A 25615-nucleotide genomic window follows, 5' to 3' on the forward strand; every position below is an offset into this window, starting at 1 on the left:
AACTCGAAACGCTATAGATCAGTATCCGGTCATCTCTAGATAGCCACGCCCTGCGTGGCTGCCTGAGACGGTGACCGGGCCTTCCCAGTACTCAAATCGCGTTCCCATCCACGCATCAGGGATCAGGGCCCCGACCTCAACATCCACATCATAGTCAGGCAGTGTGACACTCCACAGCACAGGCACGTCGCGCCCAGCAACCGTCGCTTTTTCAAGCGGCGTGAATAAGGCGGACCCATCGGGCAAGGCCCGCGTGCTGCCATCCGCATTGATCCAAGTGGCCGCCGTAAAGTCCTGACGATCGCCACGCAGGCGAAAACCCATCAGTTTCTCGCCGGAGTCGAAGCTGAGCGAGAACCAATCCCAACCGCTCTGATCCTCGGCCAGCGGTTGCGAGGACCACTCGCGATCCAACCACGCCTGACCGGTGACGGTGACATTCCGGTCCGGCAGGTGCAAGGTACCCTCGACGGCGTAGAACGGTTGCGAGTAGTAGTAGCTCGCCTGTCCGTCGGCGGATTTTACCGAAAAGCCATCGTCCCCATGAAAGACCAACGGCCCTTGGGCGTTCAGCGCAAGGTCATAGCCAAAATCCGCGCCATGGGCCGTCAGGGACAGAGTATCAAAGTCCGGTCCACTCATCCGCCATTCGTCGATCCACGCCGCAAAAGGTTGCGCCGTGACACCGGCCTGACCCACACCACCGCGCGACAGGCGTTCCGTAAAGAAGTGGCGCTCAGGTGTGGTCATTGCCGCATGGCCCATCCAGATCTGGGGACTCTGCCAGCCTTCGGTGTCAAAAGGCTTTAGGGCAGATCGGAACAGGGTCCATTGAATGCCATAGTCCGTCCCATCGTCGCTCTTCAGGTTGGCTGTCAGGTACCACCATTCGATCCGGTACGCGGGATGAGGGCCATGATCTGCCGGGAATTCGAACGTGTAGCCGCGCTGAGGCGTTTCGAACCCTTCGGCCGAACCTCCAAGCCCTGCATACCCCTGAGCCAATGCGCCAAAGGGGAATAGAAACAGCAGAGCTATAAAAAAAGCCTTAGCGTTCATTGGCAAATACTCTCAGCAAATCGGCGGGTGGCAGGCGCAGCAGACGCAAGGCGGGTAGGGCGGCCGCGGCCAGTGCGGCGATCAGGGTCAGCAGGAACAGAGCCAACCAGTCCCAAGGGAAGACATACATGGGCAACCGCCAGCCGAAGGCCTCGACATTGATCACGGCCAGCAACACCCAGGCGAGGATCAGCCCAAGAGGAAGCGCAAGGCACGCCGTCATCGCGGCCAGAATGGCGCTGCGCGAAAGTTCCAGCCGCGCCAATTGCGCGCGGTCCAACCCAAGCGCCCAAACCGGCGCGATCTGGGGCAGGCGCTGGGTCCAGAGCGTCAGGAGGCTGGTGAGGATGGCAAACCCCGCAACCCCAAGTGTCAGGACATTGAGGGCAGAGGTCACCACAAAGGTCTTTTCGAAAATCGCGCGGGATTGGGCCTTCATTGCGGCCTGCTGGACGACGGCCTGAGGCGCAAGGTCGAACCTTTCGCGCAGGGTCTGCGCCAGATCGGTTGCGCGGTTTGGGTCGAGACGAATGCCGAACCGGCGCGCCTCTTGCCCCGGTGCGATCAGGTCCAGTTGAGCCATCGAAACAATCGCCTGTCCGGTTGGATTGCCATAGTCCGAATAAACCCCCGCGACCGGCAACCGGTGGTCCGGGCCTAGGCGTAGCACGTCGCCGGGCCAGAGGTCGGCGCGTCGTGCAAGCTGTTCGTTTATCAAAACCGCATCACCCGACATGACCTGATCCCAACTCTCATCGGTGCGCGCGATCAGTGGCCAATACTGGCGATAGCTCGGATCATCGACCACACCATACAGGAACAACGGCCCGGTTTCATGCGCCAGTTCGACGTTGCGGATGGGAAGGATGGCGGTGACTTGCGGCTCTAGCCACTGGGTGATCTCATGCCCTTGTTGGTCGCTTTCAGCGGTCAGATACAGTTCGGAGGTCAGTCGTTGATCCAGCCATCCGACAAAGGTGAGGCGGAAGCTGGAGACCATGGTTCCCACGCCGATATTCGCCGCCAAGGCCAGCAGCAGCGCCATCAGCGCGAGCGACAGACCGGGCAGTTGCGCGCGCATGTCAGCCCAGACCCATTGCGCAACCGGGCCGTGGGCGCGACGGGCGCAGAGGTTTAGCGCAACAGACAGGCTGAGCGGCAACAGCAAGGCCGCACCTGTCAACAGGCCCGCCAGCAGCGCGAAGCCACCGATGAGACCTCCGACCGTGGTATAAACCAGCCCGCCAAAGACAAGCAGCGCCACGCCGCAGTAGGCCGCCAGCCGTTGGCCTTGTCCACTGCCGCGCCAGGCTTGCACGCCCGGACCTGCCAATAACGGCATGCGTGACAGGCGCCAAAGGGCTTGCGCGCTGGCGATCAGGGTCCCTCCGAGCGCCATTCCTAGTCCGGCCAACGCCCATACGGGTTGGAGGGTCAATTGCCCGGTGACAGGTGCGCCGTAGAGACCGCGCAATGTGGCGGCCACATCTGGCAAAAGCGCTCCGGCGAGGAAGAAGCCCAGGATCAGGCCGATGATGCCCCCGATCAGGGCCAGAAGGGTCAGCTCGGCCAGGATCAACCAGACCAGCCGACGCATCGACACCCCCAGCGCACGCAAGGTTCGGATCATGCCGCGACGCTGCGCAAAGGCCAGACCAACCGTACCATTGACGATGAACAGCCCAACGGCAAAGGACAGCATTCCAAACGCGGTCAGGTTCAGGTGGAAACTGTCGGTCAGCTGCGCGGTATCGACTTGTGAGGCGGGGCTGATCCGCTCTAACTCCGGCGCGATTTCGGACAGTGGAGGGGCCGAACGGGGTTGGTTTGGCAGAACCACTAGGCGCGAAATCTGACCGGGCGCACCGAGCAAGGTTTCGGCGACTCCTATGTCGGTCAGGATCACATCCGGAGGAAGCTCGGATGTGATCAGCACCGGTGGCAGATCGTCCTGCGACTGCAATAGGGTGGCCAACTCAGCCGAAGCCAGCAAGCGGCCCGGTGCCGTCAGGATATCTGCAGGATCTGTTTCGGCCTCAGCCTCGGTGATCGCAGGGAGGGCTGGATAGGCGAGCATATCGACGCCGAGCACGCGCAGCGTTTGGCCCTGTATACGATAAGGCCCTTCCAGCACCGCTGCCACCTGCCACCCGGCGCGGCGCAGCTCGGCATAGCGGGCCAGCGGGATCACCCCCGAAGGATCGCGCAACTCATCGAACTGACCCAAGGCAAGCTGCGCATTGGCCCGAGCGTAACTGGCGCGGGCCTCGGCATTGATCGCCTGAACCGCCGACCAAAGCCCTGTTGCCAATGCGATCCCGATCAGTAACGTCGCAAGCTGCAACCAATGGCGTCGCCAATGAGACGTTAGCGCCTGTATTGTGGCTGCCGTCATTGAATGCGCCCGCCTGCCAGATGAACTCTGCGATCCAGTTGGCCTGCAATGTCATGCGAATGCGTCACCAACAGCAGCGCGGCGCCGGACTCAGTTACCAGAGACAGCATCAGGTCGAGCACAGCCGCACTGGCGGTTTCATCCAGATTGCCCGTCGGCTCATCCGCGAGCAGCAGCTTAGGCCGCACGGCCATTGCGCGCCCGATGGCGACGCGTTGCTGCTGACCGCCGGAAAGACGCTCGGGGAAGCGGGGCAAAAGATCGCTCAGGCCGAGACGATCCGCCAGGTGCGCCTCCCATTCGAGGTCGTGGCAACCTGCCAGCCGTGCGTGGAAGGACAGGTTCTGGGCGACCGTCAACGACGGGATCAGGTTGAACTGCTGAAACACCAGCGAAACATGTTTCCGTCGAAGCCCGGCGCGCCCGGCATCGTCCAGATGTGACAGAGCAATACCATCCAGCGTGATCTCTCCGGCGTCGAAATGATCAAGCGCGGCTGAAAGGTTCAGCAAGGTGGATTTGCCACTGCCGCTTTCGCCGGTCAGTGCCAGCGTCTGGCCATGGTCCAGCGTCAGCGAGACATCCTGTAGCACAGGCCGTCCACCGGGATAGGTCTTGTGAACATGTTCAATCGACAACAGCATGATCCGCCTCGCTTTTCGTCCTAGATGTGCAACTGTTTGATCCGCTGTCCAGTGCCGACTGGGCATTGATGTGCAACAAAGGCGTGCGCCCTTGTGCTTGACCGCCGCAAAGGTCATGCTGAGGCGACCGTATCGCAGCTTGATTCAGGACGTAAAAACATGACCTTGCTACATCAGATTGTCTGGGGAAGCACCTTTCTGGGCCTGTGTTTTCTGGTCGAGATCCTTCTGTTGACCTGGTGTACTGTTGTGATCATGAAAATGGGGGCCAACCTGGAAAAGAAAGGTGTGTTTCTGGGAACGGCGGTGCCGATCGGGATTGCGCTTGGCTTTATTATCGCCATCCACACCATTCAGGTCTGGATCTGGGCGATCGTCTGGGTATTGCTGAATGTGCTGCCCGATTGGAATACGGCCATCTACTTTTCCCTGGTGACTTTCACGACGCTGGGATATGGCGATATCGTATTGGGCGAGGCGCTGCGGATTTTTGGATCCTTCGCGGCCGTCACGGGGCTGTTGGCCTTTGGCCTGTCGACCGCGTATATGGTTGCGCTGATGACGCGCGTGTTTCAGGACAGGATTTTCTCTTAAAGAATAGGGGCAAACAACCGCGCAAGAGGGGCGCCAAAACGGATATGGGCCGGTTGCTGGGGCAGAGAGCGTGTCAGCTCGTAACTGTTATCGAAATCGGCAGACAGCATCTGGCTGACGGCGTCCGCCGCGCGCGGGTCGAAAAACAGCGCCATCGCTTCGAAATTCAGCCGGAATGAGCGGTTGTCCAGATTGGTCGTGCCCACCGCGGCCAGAGCATCATCCACCACAAACGCCTTTTGATGCATGAACCCGTCGGTGTAGCGAAAGACGCGCACGCCACAGTCCCGGATTTCATCGAAATAGGCGAAGGCGGCAAGCCAGGGCAGGCGGTGGTCAATCACGTCCGGCACCAGAATGCGCACATCGACCCCGCGCATGGCCGCGTGTTGCAGGGCAGTCATGATGTCGATATCCGGCACGAAATAAGGCGAGGCGATCCACAGCCTCTCTCTGGCCTCGGCGATAGCGGAAAAAAACAGCATGGCACCGGTTTCGGTCTCATCTCCTGGCCCGGTTGCCACCAAAAGGGCGTTCATGTCCTGTTCCGACTCGTTGCCTGCCCAATCGAGCTGGTCAATCAGGTCTTCATTCCGCGCCCAGTGCCAGTCTTCGCAGAAAATCAGTTGAAGCTGCCGCACGATATGGCCGGTCATTTTCAGATGAGTATCGCGCCAATGCCCAAAGCGGGTGCTTTGGCCCAGATACTCGACCCCAACGTTGTGGCCGCCGATGAACCCGGTTTCGCCATCAATGACTACCGTTTTGCGGTGATTGCGATAGTTCAGTTGAAGCCGGAAGTTCGGGCCGCGTTGCTGCTTTGGGTCGCCCACATCTATCCCGGCCTCGCGCATCGTTTCAAGATAAGCGGTCGGAAGACCGTAGCTGCCAACAGCATCCGTCATGAAACGGACATGCACACCGCGTTTCGCAGCGGCGATCAGCTTTTGCTGCAACTCCTGCCCCAGCGCATCATCCCGGATGATGTAAAACTGGATCAGGATGTAGTTTTCAGCCGCGTCAATGGCCTTGAAAATCGCATCGAACGTGGCCTGCCCATCGACCAGCAACTCGGCCCCGTTCCCGCGCGAGACGGGCAGGTGGGCCAGAACCTCAAACGGACGAGGGTTGAGTGTCATGGTCGCGGGATCGGGTTTCGAATAGTCGGCGAAAGTCTTTATGCCTTCGACAACCCGCTCGCTTTCCTGCCGCGCGATGCGGTAGCCGCGAAAGCGGTGGTGGCCCAGAAACAGATACATAGGCACCGCAAGGAACGGGGCCGAGATCAGAAACACCACCCAGCCCACAGCCCCCTGAGGGGTACGCGCGGTCTGCGCCGCGCGTAGCGAGAACACGCCCGCCGTCACGTAGAGACAAAAAACGAGGGCAGAAACAAGCAATGTCCACATGGGTGCGGCGGCCTCCGGCGCGGGTCAGTTTGCACCAGTGTAGATGCGCGACCAGTCCTGCGCCATATCCACAATGACCCAGCCCATGCCGGGGCCTTGATCCAGCCCGTCGACCAGACGACCTACGGCACTGTCACGGTCATAGGCCCATTCCCGTGCAGCATCTGTATGATGAACAAGAACACCCAGACGCGGACCATCACCCGCGGTGGTCCATTCCAGCATGGCGAAATCACCATCCGAGTTGCCTCCGGCAAGGATGGGGCGCTTTCCGATCGTGCGTTCGATGTTGATCGGCTTGCCCTCTTTGTCGTCGACAAAGGCGATGCCCGGTTCCTTGACAATGGTCGGAACGCCATCGACCTGAGTATAGCTGCTCGTGCCATAGGTACCCAAAACCTGTTCGGGCGGGATACCATAGGCCTGTTCGGCAAAGACACGCATGAAGTCCAGCCCGCCGCCCGAGACGATATAGGTCGAGAACCCCTCATCGCGCAGAAAGCGCAGCAGCTCGACCATCGGTTGGTAAGTCATCTGATCATAGGGCAAGCCGGTCTCGGGGTGTTGTGCGTTGTCCAGCCAATCCGCCACAGCGGCTTGAAACTCTTCGACGCTGATGCCCGAGTGCGAGGCGTTTACGACCTCGATCAACGCCTCATGACCGCCTTCCAGAACGGCGGCCAGATCACCCTTGGCAGCGGCTTGCAAGGTCGGAGTGGTCAGGATGGTGGGGTCCTGCGTGGCCAGTTCGGACAGACGGTCCATTGCGAAGATGAACTGAAAATAGACCGGCTGTTCCGCCCAAAGCGTGCCGTCATTGTCAAAGACCGCGATCCGGTCGGCGGGGGTGACATATTCCGGGCTGTCAGGATCGGTCACGGCCACGACAAAATCCAAAATCGCATCTTTCGAGGTGCCTTGCGTCCAGCTAGGCAAAGGATCTGCAAGCAACACAACCGGGGCAATTGATAATAGGGCACTTAGAACAGCGTGTTTCATGAAATTCTCGGTGGTTTCTTGAATGAATAGGGCCGCCCCGTGACGGGCGGCCCGGTGGATCTACGCGCCAAGTTTAGTTGTTGGCCGGCGTTGTCAGCTTTTCCATTACCTGATCCAGGTTGAAGCTCGCCGCCTTCTGACGCGGCGGGTACTCTTCAAACGTGCTCAGGAATGTACCGACATATTGCTGGGCGGGAACCAGGAAATAAGCCCGCTCCAACAGCCAGTCATAGTAGGTGTTCGAGGTCCGGTAGGCCCGCTCATACGGGTCGCGGCGCAGGTTGATGATCAACGGGATGCGCAGCTCGGTCCAGGGTTCGATCCACGCGCGCAGGGTGCCCCAGGCTTTCTGCTCGAGGAAGATCAGCTTCCAGTCTTCGAAACGAAGCGCCGTCAGGTCGCCATCATCCGAGAAATAGAAGATCTCTTTCCGGGGGCTTTCCGTGGCCTCGCCGGTCAGCAGCGGCAGGATGTTGTAGCCATCCAGATGGACTTTGTAATCGCGGCCCATACCGGTCGAACTGTAGCCCGTCTTCAGCTTTTCCTTGATCTCGGGGTCGCCGGCGATCGCAAGGTAGGTGGGCAGCCAGTCCATATGGTGGACGATCTCGTTGGAGACAGAACCGGCCTCAATCTGGCCCGGCCAGCGCACCATCGAGGGCACACGCCATCCGCCTTCCCAGTTGGTATTCTTCTCACCCCAGAACGGCGTTGAGGCGCCATCCGGCCACGTGTTCATGTGCGGGCCGTTGTCGGTGGAGTAGTGAACGATCGTGTTGTCTGCGATGCCAAGCTCGTCCAGCAAATCCAGAAGTTGCCCGACATGCATGTCATGTTCGATCATGCCTGCGGTGTACTCGTCGGCCACACGACCCGAGATTTCGTTGGCCTTGGCGCGCATCTCGTCCTTGACGTGGGTGCGGAAGTGCATCCGGGTGCCGTTCCACCAGACATAGAAGGGTTGACCCTGCTCATTGGCGCGCGTGATGAAGTCGATGGCGGCGGCCACGGTTTCATCATCCACGGTTTCCATACGCTTGCGGGTCAGGGGGCCAGTGTCTTCGATCGTGCCATCGGATTTGGATTTGATCACACCGCGCGGGCCGTACGCTTCGCGGAAGGTGCGACCGTCAGCCAGAATGCGATCACCGGGATAGTCTTCGTTTTCCGGTTCTTCTTCGGCATTCAGGTGATAAAGATTGCCAAAGAACTCGTCAAAACCGTGGTTTGTCGGCAGATGTTCATCTTTGTCACCCAGGTGGTTCTTGCCGAATTGACCGGTGACATAGCCGTGGTCTTTCAACAGACCCGGAATGGTGGGATCTTCGACCTGCATTCCCAAATCCGCGCCTGGAAGGCCGACCTTGGACAGACCCGTCCGATACACGGATTGCCCCATGATATAGGATGACCGGCCCGCTGTGCAGGACTGCTCACCATAGTAATCAGTAAAGATCATACCTTCCTTGGCAACGCGGTCGATATTGGGCGTCTGATACCCCATCATACCCATCGTGTAGGCCGAGATATTCGACTGACCAATGTCATCGCCCCATATCACAAGAATATTAGGCTTCTGGTCCTGTGCCCAGGCAGGCAGGGAAAGCGCAACGGCAACGGTCGTGACAGCGACCCTGCGCAGAGCCTTGCGCCAGTTGTTTGCAATTTCCAGTGGAGGTGACATGGAATACTCCTTAGTAGACGGGAATTATTGGCCCGGCAATTTTGTTTAGTGGCATCGGCTGTTGCAAGACAGATGGCCGCGAACAAGTTGTTGATTATCAGACGAAAAATGATCTATTTTTCCGAGAATCTAACGAGACTAGTTTAAGCTATGAAATGTATCGAAAACCTATCATATGAGAGATTTCAAAGATACAAATGTTTGATGTAGATGAAGATATTCGCACCCTGACCCAATCGGAATGGTTTGGAGGGCGCGGGCACAGGTTTCAGAGCGATCTTATGTCTTGCGCGGTGCGCAAGAACTTTGATGCGGGTGAAACGCTCTATCATTATGGCGACACGGCCAATGGAATTCACGCGGTCCTCAACGGGTCGGTGCAGATCACGGCGCCAGCGGATGACGGGCAGGAGTTTGTCGTACATCGCGATGGGCGCGGGTTTTGGATCGGGGATCTTGCACTGTTTGCAGAAGCGCAGCGTCTTGTCAGTGTTATGGCCATGCAAAAGACCCGGGCCTTGTTCTTTCCCTCATCACGGATTGAAAGGCTGGTGCAGGACAATCCGGAATACATACGCGATTTCTATGCGTTGACGCGTGAGAATATGAAAACCGCGTTGCGTATCACGGCCAATCTGGCCGTAACAGGCACCGAGAAACGCCTTGTGCTGCGTCTGTTGCATCTCGACGAAGGGGCTTCGAATGACGGTGGTTGGATCGTTGTCTCGCAGGAAGAACTGGCTGCGATGGTGGCGGTTTCTCAACCCACCTTGCACCGCAATCTGCATCGTCTGGTGGATCTGGGTCTGGTCGAACTTGGCTACGGGCGCCTGCGCCTGATCGACCGCAGCAAATTGATCGCGAATTGCCAGAGTTGACTAAGGATTGAGCGGAGGCAAAGCATCCCTGTCGCGCGCTACCGGACCTCGCAACGAGGCCACGTTTTGAAGGGCGCGGCCCCAGTCCTCCGTGTTATTGCGGCCTGAATACCGCGCAGCTCCGATACGGGTCAGACATTCCTCTAGATTCCGCGCATTTTCAAGCGGTCCGCCGCGCATTTTCCAAAGCTCCAAAGCGGTATAAGTTGCCGTTAAATCATGGGCTTGTACTGCTGTCTTCAAAGTATCCACGGCATATTGTCGTGATGCCAGGTACCGATTTCGCCGTGCCTGTCGCAGATCGCTGTAGCGTGGGTAGAGAAATCGCACCAACGCGCCAATTGCGATAAGGACAACTGCGACCAACGCGCCCGCTTTCAAGACCTCTGCCAAATTGGGCGGCTGCCATTTCGGCGGCGCAAGCGTCAGCTCTGTCTCCGGAATATAGGCGGTTTCAATCTGGTTGGTCTGCAGGTTGAACCAGTCGATGGATACCGGCGGCAATTGCGCATCACCTTCCTGCTGCGCGATATACACGACCTCTTCCAGGCGTTGGCCGGACAAAACTCCACGTTCCTCAGATTCTGAAATCCGGGGTTCCTTGGGATAAGCGCGCAGCAGCGGGCTTTGCTGTTGCGGTGTCAGAACCGGGATCAACAGCGGCGTTGTGCCAGAGATACGCGCAGTCAACTCGCGCGTAATGGCATCCCCGGCCTGCATGTCGGTTGGGCCTTCGAGATTCTGCTCAAGGGTGAACCCGGTTGCGATGATCAACGGGTCCAGGCCTTCCGCGCCATCCGGTATTTTGGCTGTGACCTTGACCGGAGGCAGGTCAACCAAGGCTTGAACCGGGGCGTTTGTCGCGGGATCGGCATAGGTTACGGCAACTGTCTGCGCGTCGAATGTGATGTCGCCGGCAATCAGAGGATACACACGATAGCTGCGCTGAACACCCGACCATGTCTCTCCGTTTGCGGTCTCGCTGACTGGCCCCGAGGCTCGTTCAGGCAGGCGCACCAAAAGGTTTTGTTGCTCCAGAGAGGGAAATTCCGGCGGTTGTGGCATGAAGGTCGGCACCAGAACCTTGATCCGAACAATCGCTGGCTGGCCGACGATGACGGGCTCCTCCGGTGCTTCAACCGTGATCTGCGGGGCGGTCGTTTCGCGGCCTTGCGCGACGACGGATACCGGGAATAGGAGAATGAAGAGGAGCGCGTATCTCATTCTGTTCGCTCCTGATTTTCCAACAGGAAACGGTTGCGCAGGAAATCCTGCATGTCGGTATCAATGGTGCTTATCCATTGCTCCGCATTCAGCGTTTGCGGTCCATCCTTGGGCGCTTGAACCGTGGTTTCACTGCCCCGCGCGTCGTCATTGTCAAAGACCGTATCGTCCGCACCAATCCCAGCGTCTTCACCTGTGTCCGACTGTTCCCGGGTCGTTTCGACAAAGTCCAAGATGGCTTTAGAGACCTCAAGGTTATGTTGCGCCTCTGGCCAATTCGGGCGACGTTCCAGAGCGACTTCAAACGCCGTAATTGCGGGGCGGTACTCGCGGTTTCGGATACGGGCCATACCTTCGGCAAAAGCGGCCTCGGCCGTATTCAAACCTGCGAAAATCTCAGAGGCCTGTTCATATTGTCCGTCTTTGAGATAGGCATAGCCCTTGTGATACGGGTCCTCAAACAGCTCGGCCGCGTCTCCAAACCGCTTCTGGTTCATCGCAATTTGCCCCTGCTGATCCGATGTCAGGAACCAATCCCGCCAACCCTCGGCGCGTGCGCCCGAGGGCGGAAGGACGAACAGCGCCAAAAACGCCCATCGGATCACCCATCCTTTGCGGAACCACAAAAGCGACAGCAGCGCAGCCGGCCAGGCCAGCATCCAACCCTTGTCTTGCCAGTCCAAACGATCGTCATCGTTCAGGGCTGCGGTATAGGCCGACTGAATTTGGCGTTGCAGCCGAGAGATATCCCGGTCGTCATCCGTAAACGCAATAGTCGAAGCACCTTGGACATTTCCCAGCTGCGCGATCCGGTCGCCATCGGGCAGCATGGTCAGGAAGAAAAGATCATGAGTTGAGGTGCTTAGATCAGGAACCTGAGATGGATCAAGATCGTCCAGAACGAATAAAACCGCACCCGGGCTCTCGCTTTCGTCCAAAATGGATTGCGCCAGCGTCAGGGCATCAGCGGCGGCATCACCTTGCTTGGGCATCACGGCTGGCGTCAGCCCCTCAAGCAGCGGGCGCAGAATGTTGGCATCCTCGGTCAGAGGCGCAACGCTGTGCGAGGTGCCGGCATAGGCGATCAGTGCGGTGCGCGCTCCGGCGCGTTCGGTGATCAGGTCGGCGATTTTGAACTTGGCCCGGTCCAAGCGCGAAGGCGCAAGATCGGAGGTCTCCATACTTTCGGTGACTTTGAGGGCGATCACCAGCGGCGCATTATCCGCGATCAGCGGATTGGGTGCGCGCGACCATGTCGGCCCTGCAGCTGCGAGGGTGACAAGTGAGGCGATGATCATGGCGACGTCGATGGGATGAATTCGACGGGTCTCCTCCGCGCCCAATTGCAGGGCGGCGGCAAGATGGGGCGCGATCCCGGAAGTCCGTTCAGATTGGCGCGAGGGTTTGGGTCTGATCCTCCACCACAGGACCGCCATGGGGATGAGGAGCAACAGGTAATACACTCGAATAAAATGGAAATCCGTTAGGTCCATTGTCAGCTAACTCCCTTTTTTCGGTGGGAGAAATGGAACCCGGCTGTGCTGATCAGAATGGCCATCAGCGCCAGCAGCAATGGAATATAGGACAGGCTTTGACGGGGTCGATAGCTTTGGGTTTCAACGGTTCGTGGGTTCAAATCATCAATTCGCGCATAGGTTTGCGCCAAAGCTGTCGTATCGTCGGCAAAGAAATACTCTCCGTCCGTGCGGTCGGCTATGTCCTGCAAGGCCTGCAGGTCGACGCGATCTTCGCCCGAGGCGTTCGGATCTCCGACGCCAATCGTGTAGATGACCACGTTTTTTTCGGCAGCAATGGCTGAGGCGTTTACCGGCGTCATGCGGCTTGAGGTATCCGCCCCATCGCTGAGAACGATCATCAGGCGCTGGTCCACTTCGCTTGACTCGAACGTGCGTATTCCAAGGCCAATAGCATCGCCAAGCGCCGTGTTTGGACCGGCCATGCCGACTTGAGTTTGATCCAGGAAGCCGTTCAAACTATTGAGGTCTTCGGTGAAGGGGGCCTGAATGAACGCGCGAGTGCCAAAGATGATCAGGGCCATCCGGTCGCCATCACGTTCGGCAATGAACTGTTTCAAGACGCCTTTGACGGCGTCGAGCCTCTGCATCGGCGTGCCAGAGTCAGTCTGAAAGTCGCGCTGATCCATCGAACCTGAGATATCCAAGGCAAGAACAACATCCCGCGCGGATTTCTCGATCACAATTGGCTCGCCCAAACGCTCGGGTCTGGCGAGGGCCAGAACCAGCAGCAGCCAGATAGCCATGACACTGGCTGTTTGCAGTCTGGCGCGGTTTCGGATCACAGACCCGGATTTCGGATCAATACCAGCAGCTTGCGCGACACGGCGAAAGAAGGGAATGCGGACCGAGGCCGTTTTCTCACGCCGAGGTGGGACGAGGAAATACACGGCTGCGGGCAAAGGCAGCAAGAGAAAGACCCAGGGAGCGGCGAAGGAAAACATCAGGCGCTCCGATATGGTTTGTGAGACTTGACCCAATGCCGGGCCATTTGCCTGAGGTCTTCGTTTGAGCGGGTTGTTTTGTAGGGCGCGCCGGTTAGGGCATGGCTCAATTCTTGGTCTAAATCTGCAATATCAGAGGATTGGTTTAGAAACTTAACCCACTCGTCACCATATAGACTTGCGACCTGCTCCCTTGGGTATGCGGCCAAAGCCGTCCGCCGCAGCACCTCGGCAATCTTTGCTGCCGGGATGCCTGGCACCGACAACTCTGCCAGAGCAGCCCGTCGATAAGCATTGTCGTGTCTGTGTTTGCGGATCGCGAAGACGGCGCCGAACAAGACGATCAGCAACAAGACCGCCAAGGCAGCCCATCCCCATGTCTGCGGCATCATTGAAATGGGCAAAGGCTCGGGCGCGGGTTCGAGCATGTTCAGTAAATCAACTAGCGATTTCCCGGTGGTGTCGATGCTCATCGCCGCGCTCCGCCATGTCCGAACAAGCGCAGCAACTGATCCAGCGCCGGTTCCGAAGTCGTCAGGGGAACCACAGGGAACCCATAACGGCGCGACCATTTGTGGAGCTGCGAAAGGCGATCCTCCATTGCGGCGCGGATTTTCGCGGAAAGCTCGGGATCGGAGCTATCGATTTCAATCTGCGCGTCCCCGTCCGAGACGGTTAGTTTGAGGCCCGGGGCCAACCTGCGCGACGTTGGATCGGCGATGGTGAAGACGATCAGATCGTTCGACGCTGCAAGGCGGCGGAGCAGGGCTTCTGACCGGTCATCCAGCCCGTCGCAGTCCGAAAACAGGCAGATCAAACCGCTGGTTTGGCAGACGCGCGCGGCTTCGGTCAGCATATCGTTCAGGGATACGGTCGGTTCTGGCGTCAGGCCGGCATGCAGGGCAGAGTTGGCCGTCGCTATAGAAGACAGCAGTCGCGTCAGGGCCGTTGCGCGGCGCTGAGGGCGATGTTCGGCCACGCTGGTATCGTTGAAGACAAGGCCGCCCACGCGATCTCCCTGACCCAATACGCGATGCGCCGCGATCGCCGCGGCCTCGGCGGCGATGACGGATTTCATGTAGGCAACGGTTCCAAAGAACATCGAAACACGCTGATCGACCAGCAACAGGGCAGGGCGGTCGCGTTCTTCGGTATAGACCCTAACATGGGGGTTTCCGGTGCGGGCGGTGACTTTCCAGTCGATGGTCCGAATGTCGTCACCGGGCAGATAACCGCGAAGTTCTTCAAAGTTCAGGCCGCGTCCGCGCAGGCGCGAGGCATGGCGGCCATTCAGGATCGACCGCGCGGGTTGGCGGGGCAACAGGCTGAGCGCTCGGGCTTGGGGGCCAAGACGCATAAGCTGGTCGGCATCCACATGGATGCGCGGGTCTTTGGAATATGGCGCAGTCTGAGTCATGCGGCCGGTATCCTTAGGGGTCAGGGCAATGCAACCAAACGCAACAGATCGGCAATCACATCATCTGGGGATTTACCCAATCCTTGCGCCTCGAAGCTGAGAGTCACGCGATGGCGCAGCACGTCATGGGCGATGGCGCGGATATCGGCGGGGTCGACATAGTCGCGCTCGTTCATCCATGCATGGGCGCGCCCGCATTTATCCAACGCAAGCGAAGCGCGCGGGCTGGCGCCGATCTCAATCCAACTTGCCAATTCGGGGCTGAGTGCTTCGGGCGTGCGGGTGGCCTGAACGATATCGGCCATGTAGCGATCCATCGCATCCGAGACGTGGATTTGTCCGATCTCGGAACGGGCGTCAAAGATGGCCTCCTGCGGGATTGCTGGCGGACGTTCTTTGGGGGCATCTTTGCCTGCGGCGATGTCCTCACCACGCACCAGACGGATGACCTCAACCTCATCCTCGACCGGAGGGTAGGTGATCTGCACATGCATGAGGAACCTGTCCATCTGTGCCTCGGGCAGAGGGTAGGTGCCTTCTTGCTCGATCGGGTTTTGGGTGGCCATGACGATGAACAGCGGCTCCATCTTGTGGGTGGTGCCGGACACGGTGACCTGACGTTCCTCCATCGCCTCAAGCAAAGCGGCCTGAACCTTGGCGGGCGCGCGGTTGATCTCGTCGGCAAGGACGATGTTGGCAAAGATGGGGCCAGGTTCGAATTTGAACTCGCTGCCTTTGTCCGTTTGCTGATAGATCTCGGTCCCTGTCACGTCCGAGGGCAGCAGGTCCGGTGTGAACTGAATGCGGCTGAACTGCGCGTCCATGTTCTTGGCCATGGCCTTGACCGCGCGCGTTTTGGCCAGACCCGGCAGCCCTTCGATCAGCAGGTTGCCATTGGCCAGAAGGCCGATCAGCAGGCGATCAATCACCTCGGTCTGTCCAATGATCGACTGCGCCATGCGGGATCTGAGATCCATGATCTGATTGAGTGCGCTCATTAAAATATCCCGTTGCGGCCCGAAAGGAAGGCCGCGCAACCAGATGCCTGCAGGGGCCGGGATTCGGGATTTTCGTGTAATGCGAACACTTTATCAGCGCGGCAGCCCGCAAACCAACAGGAATTCCAACTTCCTTATATTTGATTGTTTTCGCGCGGCGTCGAAACTAGCCTGAAATCGCCCCCTTGTCGTCATCCCCAAGCCTGCCATCCAGAGACATCAGGATCGCAACTGGCCTCAGCGCCGGGATATGGCTGAAGACGATCAGGATACAGACGGTCAGGGGGACGCTCAGGAAGGCTCCGATCAGGCCCCATACGGTGGTCCAGAAGGTCAGGGCGAGGATGACCAGAAAGGTCGACATGTTCAGCGACCGGCCCAGCATCGCCGGGTCCAGGAAATTGCCGATCAGGAACTGGATGGTGCCGCAACCCAGTACAACCACTAGAAAGGGCGCGATGCTTTCGAATTGCACCAGGGCGATCATCGCGGGGAAGATGACGGCAATAATCGACCCGATCGAGGGGATGAAGTTCAGCGCAAAGGTCAGTACCGCCCATGTCTCGGCATATTCAAGGCCCAGCGCGCGAAAGATGCTGTAGCTGATGCTTGCCGTGATCAGGCTGATCAGGGTTTTGACCCCGACATAGCGGCGCAGGCTGAACGAGATCGCATCCAGCATGGCTGCGAATTCCCGCCCGGTCTGAGGGGTGCCAGCCGCCATCTGGATCTTCTTTCGGAACGCCAGACGCTCGGCCATCAGAAACGCGACATAGAGGCTGATCAGGAAGAAATGGTTCAGCAGGGATGTTGCGCTGCCCAGAAGGATACGCGCGACATAAGACATGTCGATGCTGACCAGATTGTCCCGGATAAAGCGCGTTACGTCACTGCCGACCAATCCGGCGATGCGGTTCACCGCATTGTCGAACTGGGTCTCATAGGTGCCAATGGTGCGGGCGAATTGGGTGGCCTGACTGCCGAGGATATACATGATCATGAACAGGCCAGCCAGAACCACGGTGACGCCTGCGATGTTGGCCACCCAGACGGGGACACGCGTCAGCGCCGTAATCCGGTCGCTGAGCGCGATGATCAGAACATTGACCAGCAGGGCCATGGTTAGCGGGATCAGGAACGCGGACCCCGCATAAAGCCCCAGAACCACAAGCGTTGCGACAATGCATGTGTCACGCACCATGGGCAGTGTCGCGCGGGGTAGGTCATGTTTATTGTTTGGGTCCAGAGACATGTGCAAACCTGAATGTGGCAAGACGCTTGATACGATCCTGCACAGGGCGATCAGTTTATGCAATGCGCTCAACTATTTATATGATTGATTTTCGACCTGGGTGGCTTCTACCCTTTAGATGCGCAGGGTAGAGTCCGGTATGTCCAGTGTTGCGAATCCCATATCAGGCCGATTGATAAAGGCACTTTTCCTGGCCGTTCGACGCTTTGGCGAGAAGAACGGCTTTGTCATGAGCAGCCATGTCGCCATGTCGATGATGATGGCGCTTTTCCCTTTTGTCCTGTTCACCGTGGCGCTGGCGGGCGCCCTGTCTCAGGGCTATGTGAATGATGAGTTGATCGAGCTGATTTTTGGCGCATGGCCAAAAGATGTGGCAGATCCGATCGTATCCGAGCTGCGCGCGGTGTTGCAAAGCTCGGGCTCGGGGGTGATCACCATCGGGGGTTTGCTGGCGGTCTATTTTGCCTCGAACGGGGTCGCGGCAGTGCGGGTCGCGATGAACCAGGCCTATCACGATCAAGACAGCTGGCCGTTCTGGAAGACGCGGCTTTTGTGCATTGGACTGGTCATTCTGGGCGGTGCCGCGATCCTGATCATCGCCACGGTCGAGGTTGTCTTGCCGGTCTATACCCGGTTGGTGTCCGAGCATACGGATGTGGATGTCTCGAACTGGTTGTCGGTGGACCGGTTGCGCTGGACCTTTACGATTGCGGTTCCGGCGGGAACGATCCTGTTGGCGCATCTGATCCTGCCGACCGGCCGCCATCGGGTGACGCAAATCCTGCCCGGTGTTGTCCTGACCCTTGTTCTGCTGGGTGCTGGGGGGTGGGGATTTTCCATCTATATTGGTCAGTTCGCCAGCTACAGCGCCACCTATGCCGGGTTGGCGGGGGCCATGGCGGCGCTGATCTTTCTGTATCTATGCGCGGCGATCCTGATCCTCGGGGCCGAGTATAACGGCGCTCTGATGGATATGCAGCGCGACGCAGAAAGCGCTCCAGGATGAGATGGGTTTTACTTTTTGTCGCATTGGCCGGGGCCGCCGATGCACAGTCCTATGTTGGTTCGGATCAATGCACCACCTGTCACGTGGAGGAGGCCGAGGCCTGGGCCAACTCTCACCACGCGCTGGCCTGGACCGAGGTCGGGGCAGGTAAGAGGGTTGCCGATTTTGATGGCACCCGCTTTGAGCATGACGGCATGTCGGTCCTGTTTGACCAAAGCGGCCCCATCCCGACGGCTAGGGTTACTGAAAAAGACGGTGTGATGACTGAACATAGCGTCCACTCGGTTGTCGGCATTGAACCCTTGCAGCAATATCTGTTCGAAACCGATCCCGGCCGACTGCAGAGCTTTGACGTGGTCTGGGACACGGAAAACGAGCGCTGGTATCACCTCTACCCGGATCAGGATTTGCCCCCGGATGACGGGCTGCACTGGACCGGGCCCTACAAGAACTGGAACGCCCGGTGTGCTGAGTGCCACGCAACCGGCTTTGAAAAAAACTACGACGCGCAAACGCGCAGCTACCAGTCTCAGCAGGCTGAGATCGGCGTCGGGTGTGAGGCCTGCCACGGCCCCGGCTCGGCTCATATCGACTGGGTCAATGGCCGCGTGCTGCCCGAAGGGGTCGGCGAGGCCGGGTTCGCGATGTCATGGGGCAAAGGTCAGACCGAAGCGGAAATTCAGCAATGCGCGGGGTGCCATTCCCGGCGCGAAGCGCATGAGCAAGGCAACCCGCTGCCCGGAACACCCTATCACGACGCCTATAATCTGGCGCTTCTGCGGCCGGGGGCCTATCACCCGGACGGGCAGATTCTGGATGAGGTCTATGTTTACGGGTCCTTCCTGCAGTCCAAGATGTACGCGCAGGGCGTGGGCTGCATGAACTGCCACGAACCCCATAGCACAACGCTGAGGGCGGAGGGCAACGGGGTTTGCACGCAATGCCATTCTCCGGCTGGCAATCCGGATTTCCCGACTCTGGCCAATAAGGACTATGACACGGCTGAGCATCATCACCACCCAGAGGACAGCAAAGGCGCGCAATGCAAGACCTGCCACATGATCGAGCGTGTATATATGGGCGTCGACGGTCGTCGGGATCACAGTTTCCGCGTGCCGCGCCCTGATCTGGGCCTTGGTCAGGACGCCTGTACTGATTGCCACACCGACGAAGATCAGCCCTGGGCCGCCGAACAAATCGAGGGCTGGTTTCCGGACTCAACCCATCGCGGCCCGCATTTCGGTTCGGTCTTCGCGCCCGCGATGGCGGGGCAGGCGGACAGTCCCGACGGGTTGCTGGCGATTGCCACCGATCCGTCTCAGGCCGGGATCGTGCGCGCAACAGCGGCGTATCTGCTGCAGCCCTTTGGCTCGCGTCAGGTGGCCGACGCCACGGCGGAATTGCTGACAGATGCCGATCCGCTGGTTCGGGCCAACGCTGTGACGTTGCAGCGTCAGGCCTCTCCCCGCGATCAGGTGCAGCGGTTGGAGCCATTGCTCTCGGACCCGCTGCGCAACGTCCGGATTTCGGCTGCCAAAGAAGTCCTGACAATTCCGCCCGAGGCGATGACCGAGGACCAGCGGGTCTTGGCTGGTCAAGTTACCGCCGAGTGGCAGGGGGCAATCGCAAACCGTCTGGATTTCCCTGAAACCCACATGGTACTGGGTGGCATGGCACTGACGTTTCGCAACGCACCCGCCGCCGAGCGTGCCTTTCGTGAGGTTGTGACCCTCGACCCACAACGCGTCGAAGCCTGGCCGATGCTTGTGCAGCTGGCACAGATCAATCGCGGGCCGCAAGCCGCGCGTGCAGTCGTGCAAGAAGGCTTGCAGCGCATACCTAATGATCCAAACCTGCAAGAGCTGTCCCGACAACTCGGGCCATAAGAACGGCCCCAACGCGCCCACGTTGCGCCATCATGCCGGCAGATTTCACCCTTAGACCTGTATCCGAGGGTGTCAGGCCAAAGGGTCGTAATAGGTGTCACATGTCGGATCAGGTTTTGAAACAGCCTAGCGCACGGGGCAGGCAGGTCTCAATGGATCAACGGATCGCGCAGCTTCGGGACCGCAAAGCGATTGACCTGAACCATGGTGAGGGGCTGATGCTGCAAGGCATCGCCGCCGCGTCACTGCGCGAACAGCGGCTAGCTGGTCAGATCGCGCTTGAAGATTAGGCGCCGCCTCGGAACCCTGTTGCAACCACGAACTTCTCGGAACTGTCCGAACGCGATGCAGGCGGTTTGACGTTTGCGACTTTGTCAAATTTCTGCTTGAGCAGCTTTTGCAGATCGCCCTCGGCACCACCGGCCAGAACCTTGGCGACAAAGGTGCCGCCGTCATCCAGCACGTCAAAGGCAAAATAAGCGGCTGTTTCGCACAGGGCCATGATCCGCAAATGGTCGGTCTGCTTGTGACCCGAGGACGAGGCGGCCATATCCGACATCACAACATCGGCCTTGCCGCCAAGCCATTCCTTGACCTTGAGGTCCGCGTCATCTTCCATGAAATCCAGCACATGGGCCGTTGCCCCTGCAACCGGTTCGACCTCTTGCAGGTCAACACCCAGAACGGTGCCGATACGCTTACCGCTTTTCTCGCCCAAAGCATTCACCCGCTTGACCGCGACCTGTAGCCAGCCACCGGGCGCACAGCCCAGATCGACGACGCGCGCGCCGGGGACCAGAAACCGGAATTTCTCATCCAGTTCCAATATCTTGAACGCCGCCCGCCCGCGATACCCTTCGGTATTCGCGCGTTTGACATAGGGGTCGTTCAGCTGTCGTTCCAACCAACGCGTTGAGCTGAGCTTACGCCCACGCGCGGTCTTTACCTTGACCTTCAGGTCACGCTGTCCGCGGCCTGAGGTGTTTTTTCCACTCGGTGTCTTCGCCATCAGAACGGTCCGTCTTCCAATACGCCGTCCGCGCTCATCTGCGCATAAAGCAGGCCTTCACGCAGCCCCCGGTCCGCCACAGACAGGCGGTCGGTGGGCCAGCAACGCAAAAGGGCCTGCAAAATGGCCGAGCCGGACATGATCAGGGCCTGCCGGTCATCCCCAATCCGAGGGTCCCGACGTCGCCCGTGAGGGCCGAGTTCTAAATACCCGCGTATCACTTTGTCAATCTGATCGCTGGTCATGCGCAAACCGTCCACCTTGGTCCGGTCATACCGCTTCAGGCCCAGATGCGAGGCCGCAACGGTTGTCACCGTGCCGCTGGTGCCGACAATCTGAAAACCCGCTCGGGTCTGTTCGTCTTTGTAGGGGGCGAAATCGGCAAGGTTTTCTTCGAAAAACCAGCTCATGAGGGCAAACCGGGCCGAGTCATCCTCGACGTCATGAAACTGGTCGCGCAGGGTTGCGACGCCCAGCGGGACGCTGATCCAGTCCACGACCTTGGCGGCAGGGAATGGGCTGTCGGAGGTGTGAAACCCGTTGTGCAAACGCATGATCGCCGCCGGTCGGTCGCGGCGTGGTACGGATGAGATGTCTATCCAGACCAGCTCGGTCGAGCCGCCACCGATGTCCACGACCAACAACTGGTCCGTCTTGGTTGACACCAGCGGCGCGCAGGAGATGACCGCCAGGCGGGCCTCTTCTTCGGGCTGGATGATCTCAAGATTCAGGCCGGTTTCACGTCGCACCTGCCGGATAAAATCGCGCGAGTTCTTGGCGCGCCGACAGGCCTCGGTTGCGACCAGACGCATCCGTTTGACCTTGTTGCGCTTCAACTTTTGCTGACAAATACGCAGCGCCTGAACGGTGCGTGACATCGATGCCCGAGACAACCGTCCCGTGCGTTCCAGACCCGCGCCCAACTGCACGGATTTGGAGAAACTGTCGACCACATGAAACCCGCTCCCCTTGGGTTGGGCTATCAACATGCGGCAGCTATTTGTCCCCAGATCCAACGCCGCATAGAGTGCATCTGGATCGGGTCTTGCCGGCGCGGGGCTTTCGACCGCCTTCGGGAACGCGCCCGCACCTTTGGGACGCTTGGGCGCCATTCGTAACGCCCTCCGATTTTCGAGTTAAGTTGACCCTAGGCGGGGTCTCGCCGACGCGCAAGTGATTTCAATTTTGAATTTAACGTGAGTGTAACACAGCGTTCATACTGAGATGCAATTCCTGTGCCGATCCCCATTTCGGGATTCTCTTCAAGCCTACAGCCAGATACGGAGACTGCCATGAAAGATGAGCGCACCCTGTCCTTTGATGAATTTGATGAAGTCGTAAATCCACGCCCCGAAGAATGTGAATTCGACCGCGTGGTCGAGCGCGCCTTGTCGCGGCGTGGGTTTCTTGGGGGCGTTTTGGCCATGGGCAGCTTTACCGCAGTAGGCGGCTCGCTTCTGCCCACAGGTGCGCGCGCGTCAGCTGATCGGTTTTCGTTCGAAGCGATTCAGGTCTCCACCGCCGATGAGGTGGTGGTACCCACAGGCTACAAGGCCGAGGTTATGGTGCGCTGGGGCGATCCGTTGTGGTCCGACGCGCCTGAATTCGATCCTGCGACCCGTGGCACCGCCGCCAGTCAGGAGCGCGCCTTTGGCGACAACACCGACGGTCAGGACGTTTTCTTCCATGACGGTCACGTTCTGCTGGTCGTGAACAATGAATACACCAACCGTGATATTCTGTGGGGCAACAACCCCGATGCCAAGGCGGCCTCGGACGATGATGTCGCCAAGGGCATGATGGCGCATGGCGTGACAGTGGTCGAGATTGCCAATACCGACGGCAAATGGGGCATCGTCAAGGACAGCCCGTATAACCGCCGCATCACACCGCAGACCGACATGACCATCACCGGACCAGCTGCGGGCCATGACCTTATGAAAACCGCTGCTGATCCGACCGGCACGACCTCCAAGGGCACTTGGAACAACTGCGGCAACGGCATGACGCCTTGGGGCACTTATCTGGCCTGCGAAGAGAACTTCAACGGCTACTTCTCGGCTGAAGACGAAGCCCACGAAGTCAGCGCCGAGCTGAAGCGCTACGGCGTCTCGTCCAAGGATTGGGGCTATGGCTGGGCCAAGATCGACGAGCGTTTTGACGTCTCGAAGAACCCCAATGAACCGAACCGCGCCGGTTATGTGGTCGAGATCGACCCAACCGATCCAACGTCGACCCCACGCAAACTGACTGCTTTGGGCCGGTTCAAGCACGAAAATGCCGAATCTGTGGTCAACAATGACGGTCGCGTTGTTGTCTACATGGGCGATGATGAGCGCGGCGAGTTCCTGTACCGTTTCGTCTCGGACGGTGTCTATGCGGCGGGCGTCGATACCAACGCTCTGCTGGAAAACGGCACGCTGTCGGTCGCCAAGTTCAACGATGACGGCACCGGTGAATGGCTGGACCTGACGCCCGAGACAACCGGTTTGGCCTCGCAGGCTGAAGTCAGCATCCACACCCGTCAGGGCGCGTCTGCCGTGGGCGCGACCACCATGGACCGCCCCGAATGGGTGGCTGCCAACCCGAACGTGGCCGAGGTTTACTGCTGTCTGACCAACAACAAGAACCGGGGCGTCAAGCCGAATGCCGGTGGAGATGACACCTCGGTCAACGGTCCGAACCCGCGTGAGGCCAACAACTATGGCCAGATCGTACGCTGGCGTCCCGAAGGTGGCGATCATACCGCGTCCGGCTTTGCATGGGATCTCTATGTGCTGGCGGGCAACCCGACCGTGCATCAGGATGCCAATGCGGGTTCTGACAACGTGACTGCCGACAACATGTTCAACTCGCCCGATGGTCTGAAATTCGACAGCAACGGCCTGCTGTGGATCCAGACCGATGGCAAATACTCGAACGAGGGCGATTTCGAAGGGCAGGGCAACAACCAGATGCTGGCAGGAGACCCGGTCACCGGTGAAATCCGCCGCTTCCTGGTCGGCCCGAATGAATGCGAGATCACCGGCCTCAGCTGGTCGCCGGATCGCCGCACCATGTTCGTAGGCGTCCAGCACCCTGGTGAGGACGGCAACAGCCACTGGCCCGAAGGCGGCGATGCCGTGCCACGTTCGGCCATCATCGCGGTCACGCGCGACGATGGTGGCTTGGTCGGCTAAGGCCGAAAACGCCCTTAAAAACAAGCCCCGGACGGTGTTGCCGCCCGGGGCTTTTGCTTGTGTTGAGCCATCCTCATGTAAGCGTTGAAAGTTTTGATATCTGGTTTTCTATGAAACCCGGCTAAAACGACTGTACACCGTCATAAACAAAAAGGTCGCTTGGAAGGCGCTGGGTGTCGAAAACCGACCGCCTTACCCCGTTATAGACGTTTAGAACCGCCCCAATGATTAGGAGGAATCACAGCTATGCCTGACGTCACCATCGTGTACTGGCGCGACATTCCCGCTCAGGTCATCGTCGGCAAAGGCCGACGCGGGGCAAAGCGGCAGTTGGAAGAACGGTTTGAACAAGCCATCGACCGCGCCGCCATGAAGGTGAACGCCAAGGACAGTGATGCCTATCTGGCCGAATGGCGCAAAGCCAAGCCTTTCGCGGTTGAGGGCGACCCGTCCGAGATTGCCGAGGCGCAGGCCGTGCGTCTGGAAACGGAATACGATCAGGACCGCATCAAGGCACTGATCGCGAATGACGGTTGGGCATGAGCCCGAAATCTATATGGGAGGCCGCAATGGCTTTGCTGAATTTCAAGAAACGTGATGCCGCCGAAAACGGCCCTGTAAATCCGACCGTCGAAGCCTTTCTGCAGGGCTACTCGATCGAGGTAATGCCGCGCACCGCCGAAAAAGTCGAAGATTTCCGCGCGCTGCTGCCCGAAGGCACCCGTGTCTACATCGCCCATATCGAGGGCACTCCGATCGAAGACATGGTGAAAACCGCCAAGCGCATCGCCGCCGAAGGCTATCCGGTCATGCCGCACTTTCCGGCGCGCATCATCAAGGATGCCGCGACGCTGGAGAACTGGATCTCGATGTATCAGGGCGAAGCAGGTGTTGATCAGGCGCTGTTGCTGGCAGGTGGCGTGAGCAAACCCCATGGTGATTTCGACAGCTCGATGCAACTGTTGGAATCCGGCCTGTTCGACAAAGCCGGGTTCAAACGCCTGCACGTTGCCGGTCACCCCGAGGGCAACAAGGACATCGACCCGGACGGCTCGACCAAGAACGTCGACGATGCGCTGCGCTGGAAACAGAAATTCAGCGAAACCACCGACGCCGAGATGGCGCTTGCCACGCAGTTCGCGTTCGACGCGAAGCCGATCATCGAATGGGCGAACGGCCTGAAAGAGGCGGGGATCGACATCCCGGTCCATATCGGTATCGCAGGTCCTGCCAAGCTGCAGACCCTGATCAAGTTCGCCATCGCCTGTGGCGTTGGTCCGTCGCTGAAAGTTCTGCAAAAGCGCGCCATGGATGTCTCCAAGCTGCTGCTGCCTTATGAGCCGAATGATGTGATCACCGAGCTGGCCGAGTACAAAGCGGCGAACCCGGATTTCAACATCACCAACGTACACTTCTTCCCCCTTGGCGGCATCAAGACCAACGCCAACTGGGCCATCAACAACGGCGGCGCTTCGGCGAAGCCTGTCAACGCTTAAGGAACGG

23 protein-coding genes are annotated in these 25615 nt (G+C 59.1%); 8 read left to right on the forward strand and 15 right to left on the reverse strand.

Annotation, left to right across the window (positions count from 1 at the left end; all coding sequences use genetic code 11):
- Positions 1-18 precede the first annotated feature (18 nt).
- The 3 genes from AC2FD8_RS10460 to AC2FD8_RS10470 are packed head-to-tail and all read right to left on the reverse strand — an operon-like array spanning position 19 to position 4098.
- On the reverse strand, positions 19-1059 hold the full coding sequence (locus tag AC2FD8_RS10460) for a lipocalin-like domain-containing protein (protein ID WP_496855868.1): 1041 nt from the start codon (positions 1057-1059) through the stop codon (positions 19-21).
- On the reverse strand, positions 1049-3454 hold the full coding sequence (locus tag AC2FD8_RS10465) for an FtsX-like permease family protein (protein ID WP_496855869.1): 2406 nt from the start codon (positions 3452-3454) through the stop codon (positions 1049-1051). The genes AC2FD8_RS10460 and AC2FD8_RS10465 overlap by 11 nt, the downstream gene beginning before the upstream one ends.
- The gene (locus AC2FD8_RS10470; protein ID WP_496855871.1) at positions 3451-4098 is read right to left on the reverse strand and encodes an ABC transporter ATP-binding protein; all 648 of its coding nucleotides are present in this window, start codon (positions 4096-4098) and stop codon (positions 3451-3453) included. Before AC2FD8_RS10470 ends, AC2FD8_RS10465 begins: the two co-directional genes overlap by 4 nt.
- A gap of 159 nt (positions 4099-4257) precedes the next feature.
- Between AC2FD8_RS10470 and AC2FD8_RS10475 the strand changes: the two genes are divergently transcribed.
- Entirely contained in the window at positions 4258-4692 is a 435-nt protein-coding gene (locus AC2FD8_RS10475) for an ion channel (RefSeq protein ID WP_496855873.1), read from the forward strand.
- On the opposite strand, the gene cls is transcribed toward AC2FD8_RS10475, so the two are convergent.
- The 3 genes from cls to AC2FD8_RS10490 form a co-directional block, all read right to left on the reverse strand.
- Positions 4689-6101: a cardiolipin synthase gene (cls, locus tag AC2FD8_RS10480; protein WP_496855875.1), complete on the reverse strand. Its 1413-nt coding sequence runs from the start codon at positions 6099-6101 to the stop codon at positions 4689-4691. The two genes, AC2FD8_RS10475 and cls, sit on opposite strands and share 4 nt — an antisense overlap.
- A gap of 24 nt (positions 6102-6125) precedes the next feature.
- Positions 6126-7100, reverse strand: coding sequence for an HAD family hydrolase (locus AC2FD8_RS10485; RefSeq protein ID WP_496855877.1), 975 nt, complete (start codon positions 7098-7100; stop codon positions 6126-6128).
- Positions 7101-7173: 73 nt separating this feature from the next.
- Entirely contained in the window at positions 7174-8784 is a 1611-nt protein-coding gene (locus AC2FD8_RS10490; protein ID WP_496855879.1) for an arylsulfatase, read from the reverse strand.
- 197 nt (positions 8785-8981) lie between these two features.
- Between AC2FD8_RS10490 and AC2FD8_RS10495 the strand changes: the two genes are divergently transcribed.
- Positions 8982-9662: a Crp/Fnr family transcriptional regulator gene (locus tag AC2FD8_RS10495; protein ID WP_496855881.1), complete on the forward strand. Its 681-nt coding sequence runs from the start codon at positions 8982-8984 to the stop codon at positions 9660-9662.
- On the opposite strand, the gene AC2FD8_RS10500 is transcribed toward AC2FD8_RS10495, so the two are convergent.
- The 7 genes from AC2FD8_RS10500 to AC2FD8_RS10530 all read right to left on the reverse strand — a co-directional run bounded on the left by AC2FD8_RS10500 (position 9663) and on the right by AC2FD8_RS10530 (position 17032).
- Entirely contained in the window at positions 9663-10886 is a 1224-nt protein-coding gene (locus tag AC2FD8_RS10500; RefSeq protein WP_496855883.1) for a hypothetical protein, read from the reverse strand.
- Complete coding sequence (locus AC2FD8_RS10505) at positions 10883-12379, reverse strand: VWA domain-containing protein (RefSeq protein WP_496855885.1); 1497 nt, start codon at positions 12377-12379, stop codon at positions 10883-10885. The genes AC2FD8_RS10500 and AC2FD8_RS10505 overlap by 4 nt, the downstream gene beginning before the upstream one ends.
- Before the next feature lie 2 nt (positions 12380-12381).
- The gene (locus AC2FD8_RS10510; RefSeq protein WP_496855886.1) at positions 12382-13365 is read right to left on the reverse strand and encodes a vWA domain-containing protein; all 984 of its coding nucleotides are present in this window, start codon (positions 13363-13365) and stop codon (positions 12382-12384) included.
- The gene (locus AC2FD8_RS10515; RefSeq protein ID WP_496855888.1) at positions 13365-13838 is read right to left on the reverse strand and encodes a DUF4381 domain-containing protein; all 474 of its coding nucleotides are present in this window, start codon (positions 13836-13838) and stop codon (positions 13365-13367) included. The genes AC2FD8_RS10510 and AC2FD8_RS10515 overlap by 1 nt, the downstream gene beginning before the upstream one ends.
- Positions 13835-14782 carry a DUF58 domain-containing protein gene (locus AC2FD8_RS10520; protein WP_496855890.1) on the reverse strand — a complete coding sequence of 316 codons (948 nt, stop codon included), beginning with the start codon at positions 14780-14782 and terminating at the stop codon, positions 13835-13837. Before AC2FD8_RS10520 ends, AC2FD8_RS10515 begins: the two co-directional genes overlap by 4 nt.
- 20 nt (positions 14783-14802) lie before the next feature.
- Positions 14803-15780: an AAA family ATPase gene (locus AC2FD8_RS10525; RefSeq protein WP_496855892.1), complete on the reverse strand. Its 978-nt coding sequence runs from the start codon at positions 15778-15780 to the stop codon at positions 14803-14805.
- A gap of 166 nt (positions 15781-15946) precedes the next feature.
- The gene (locus AC2FD8_RS10530) at positions 15947-17032 is read right to left on the reverse strand and encodes an AI-2E family transporter (RefSeq protein ID WP_496855894.1); all 1086 of its coding nucleotides are present in this window, start codon (positions 17030-17032) and stop codon (positions 15947-15949) included.
- 139 nt (positions 17033-17171) lie between these two features.
- On the opposite strand from AC2FD8_RS10530, the gene AC2FD8_RS10535 reads away from it, so the two are divergent.
- The 3 genes from AC2FD8_RS10535 to AC2FD8_RS10545 all read left to right on the forward strand — a co-directional run bounded on the left by AC2FD8_RS10535 (position 17172) and on the right by AC2FD8_RS10545 (position 20214).
- A complete protein-coding gene (locus tag AC2FD8_RS10535; RefSeq protein WP_496855896.1) occupies positions 17172-18038 on the forward strand; it encodes a YihY/virulence factor BrkB family protein in 867 nt (288 codons plus the stop codon).
- Entirely contained in the window at positions 18035-19924 is a 1890-nt protein-coding gene (locus AC2FD8_RS10540) for a cytochrome c3 family protein (RefSeq protein WP_496855897.1), read from the forward strand. Before AC2FD8_RS10535 ends, AC2FD8_RS10540 begins: the two co-directional genes overlap by 4 nt.
- Before the next feature lie 152 nt (positions 19925-20076).
- Entirely contained in the window at positions 20077-20214 is a 138-nt protein-coding gene (locus AC2FD8_RS10545; RefSeq protein WP_496855899.1) for a hypothetical protein, read from the forward strand.
- On the opposite strand, the gene AC2FD8_RS10550 is transcribed toward AC2FD8_RS10545, so the two are convergent.
- Together AC2FD8_RS10550 and AC2FD8_RS10555 are read right to left on the reverse strand one after the other, a co-directional pair.
- Positions 20211-20933 carry an RlmE family RNA methyltransferase gene (locus tag AC2FD8_RS10550; protein ID WP_496855901.1) on the reverse strand — a complete coding sequence of 241 codons (723 nt, stop codon included), beginning with the start codon at positions 20931-20933 and terminating at the stop codon, positions 20211-20213. The two genes, AC2FD8_RS10545 and AC2FD8_RS10550, sit on opposite strands and share 4 nt — an antisense overlap.
- Positions 20933-22045, reverse strand: coding sequence for a Ppx/GppA phosphatase family protein (locus AC2FD8_RS10555; protein ID WP_496855903.1), 1113 nt, complete (start codon positions 22043-22045; stop codon positions 20933-20935). The genes AC2FD8_RS10550 and AC2FD8_RS10555 overlap by 1 nt, the downstream gene beginning before the upstream one ends.
- Positions 22046-22225: 180 nt before the next feature.
- Between AC2FD8_RS10555 and AC2FD8_RS10560 the strand changes: the two genes are divergently transcribed.
- The 3 genes from AC2FD8_RS10560 (at position 22226) to AC2FD8_RS10570 (ending at position 25608) form a co-directional block, all read left to right on the forward strand.
- Entirely contained in the window at positions 22226-24112 is a 1887-nt protein-coding gene (locus AC2FD8_RS10560) for a PhoX family protein (RefSeq protein WP_496855905.1), read from the forward strand.
- 246 nt (positions 24113-24358) lie between these two features.
- Positions 24359-24655, forward strand: a complete 297-nt coding sequence (locus AC2FD8_RS10565) for a virulence factor (RefSeq protein WP_496855906.1) — start codon at positions 24359-24361, stop codon at positions 24653-24655.
- 26 nt (positions 24656-24681) lie between these two features.
- Positions 24682-25608 carry a methylenetetrahydrofolate reductase gene (locus AC2FD8_RS10570; protein WP_496855908.1) on the forward strand — a complete coding sequence of 309 codons (927 nt, stop codon included), beginning with the start codon at positions 24682-24684 and terminating at the stop codon, positions 25606-25608.
- The last annotated feature ends 7 nt before the right edge of the window (positions 25609-25615 follow it).

The sequence above is a fragment of the Ruegeria sp. YTSC192 genome, from assembly GCF_059609705.1.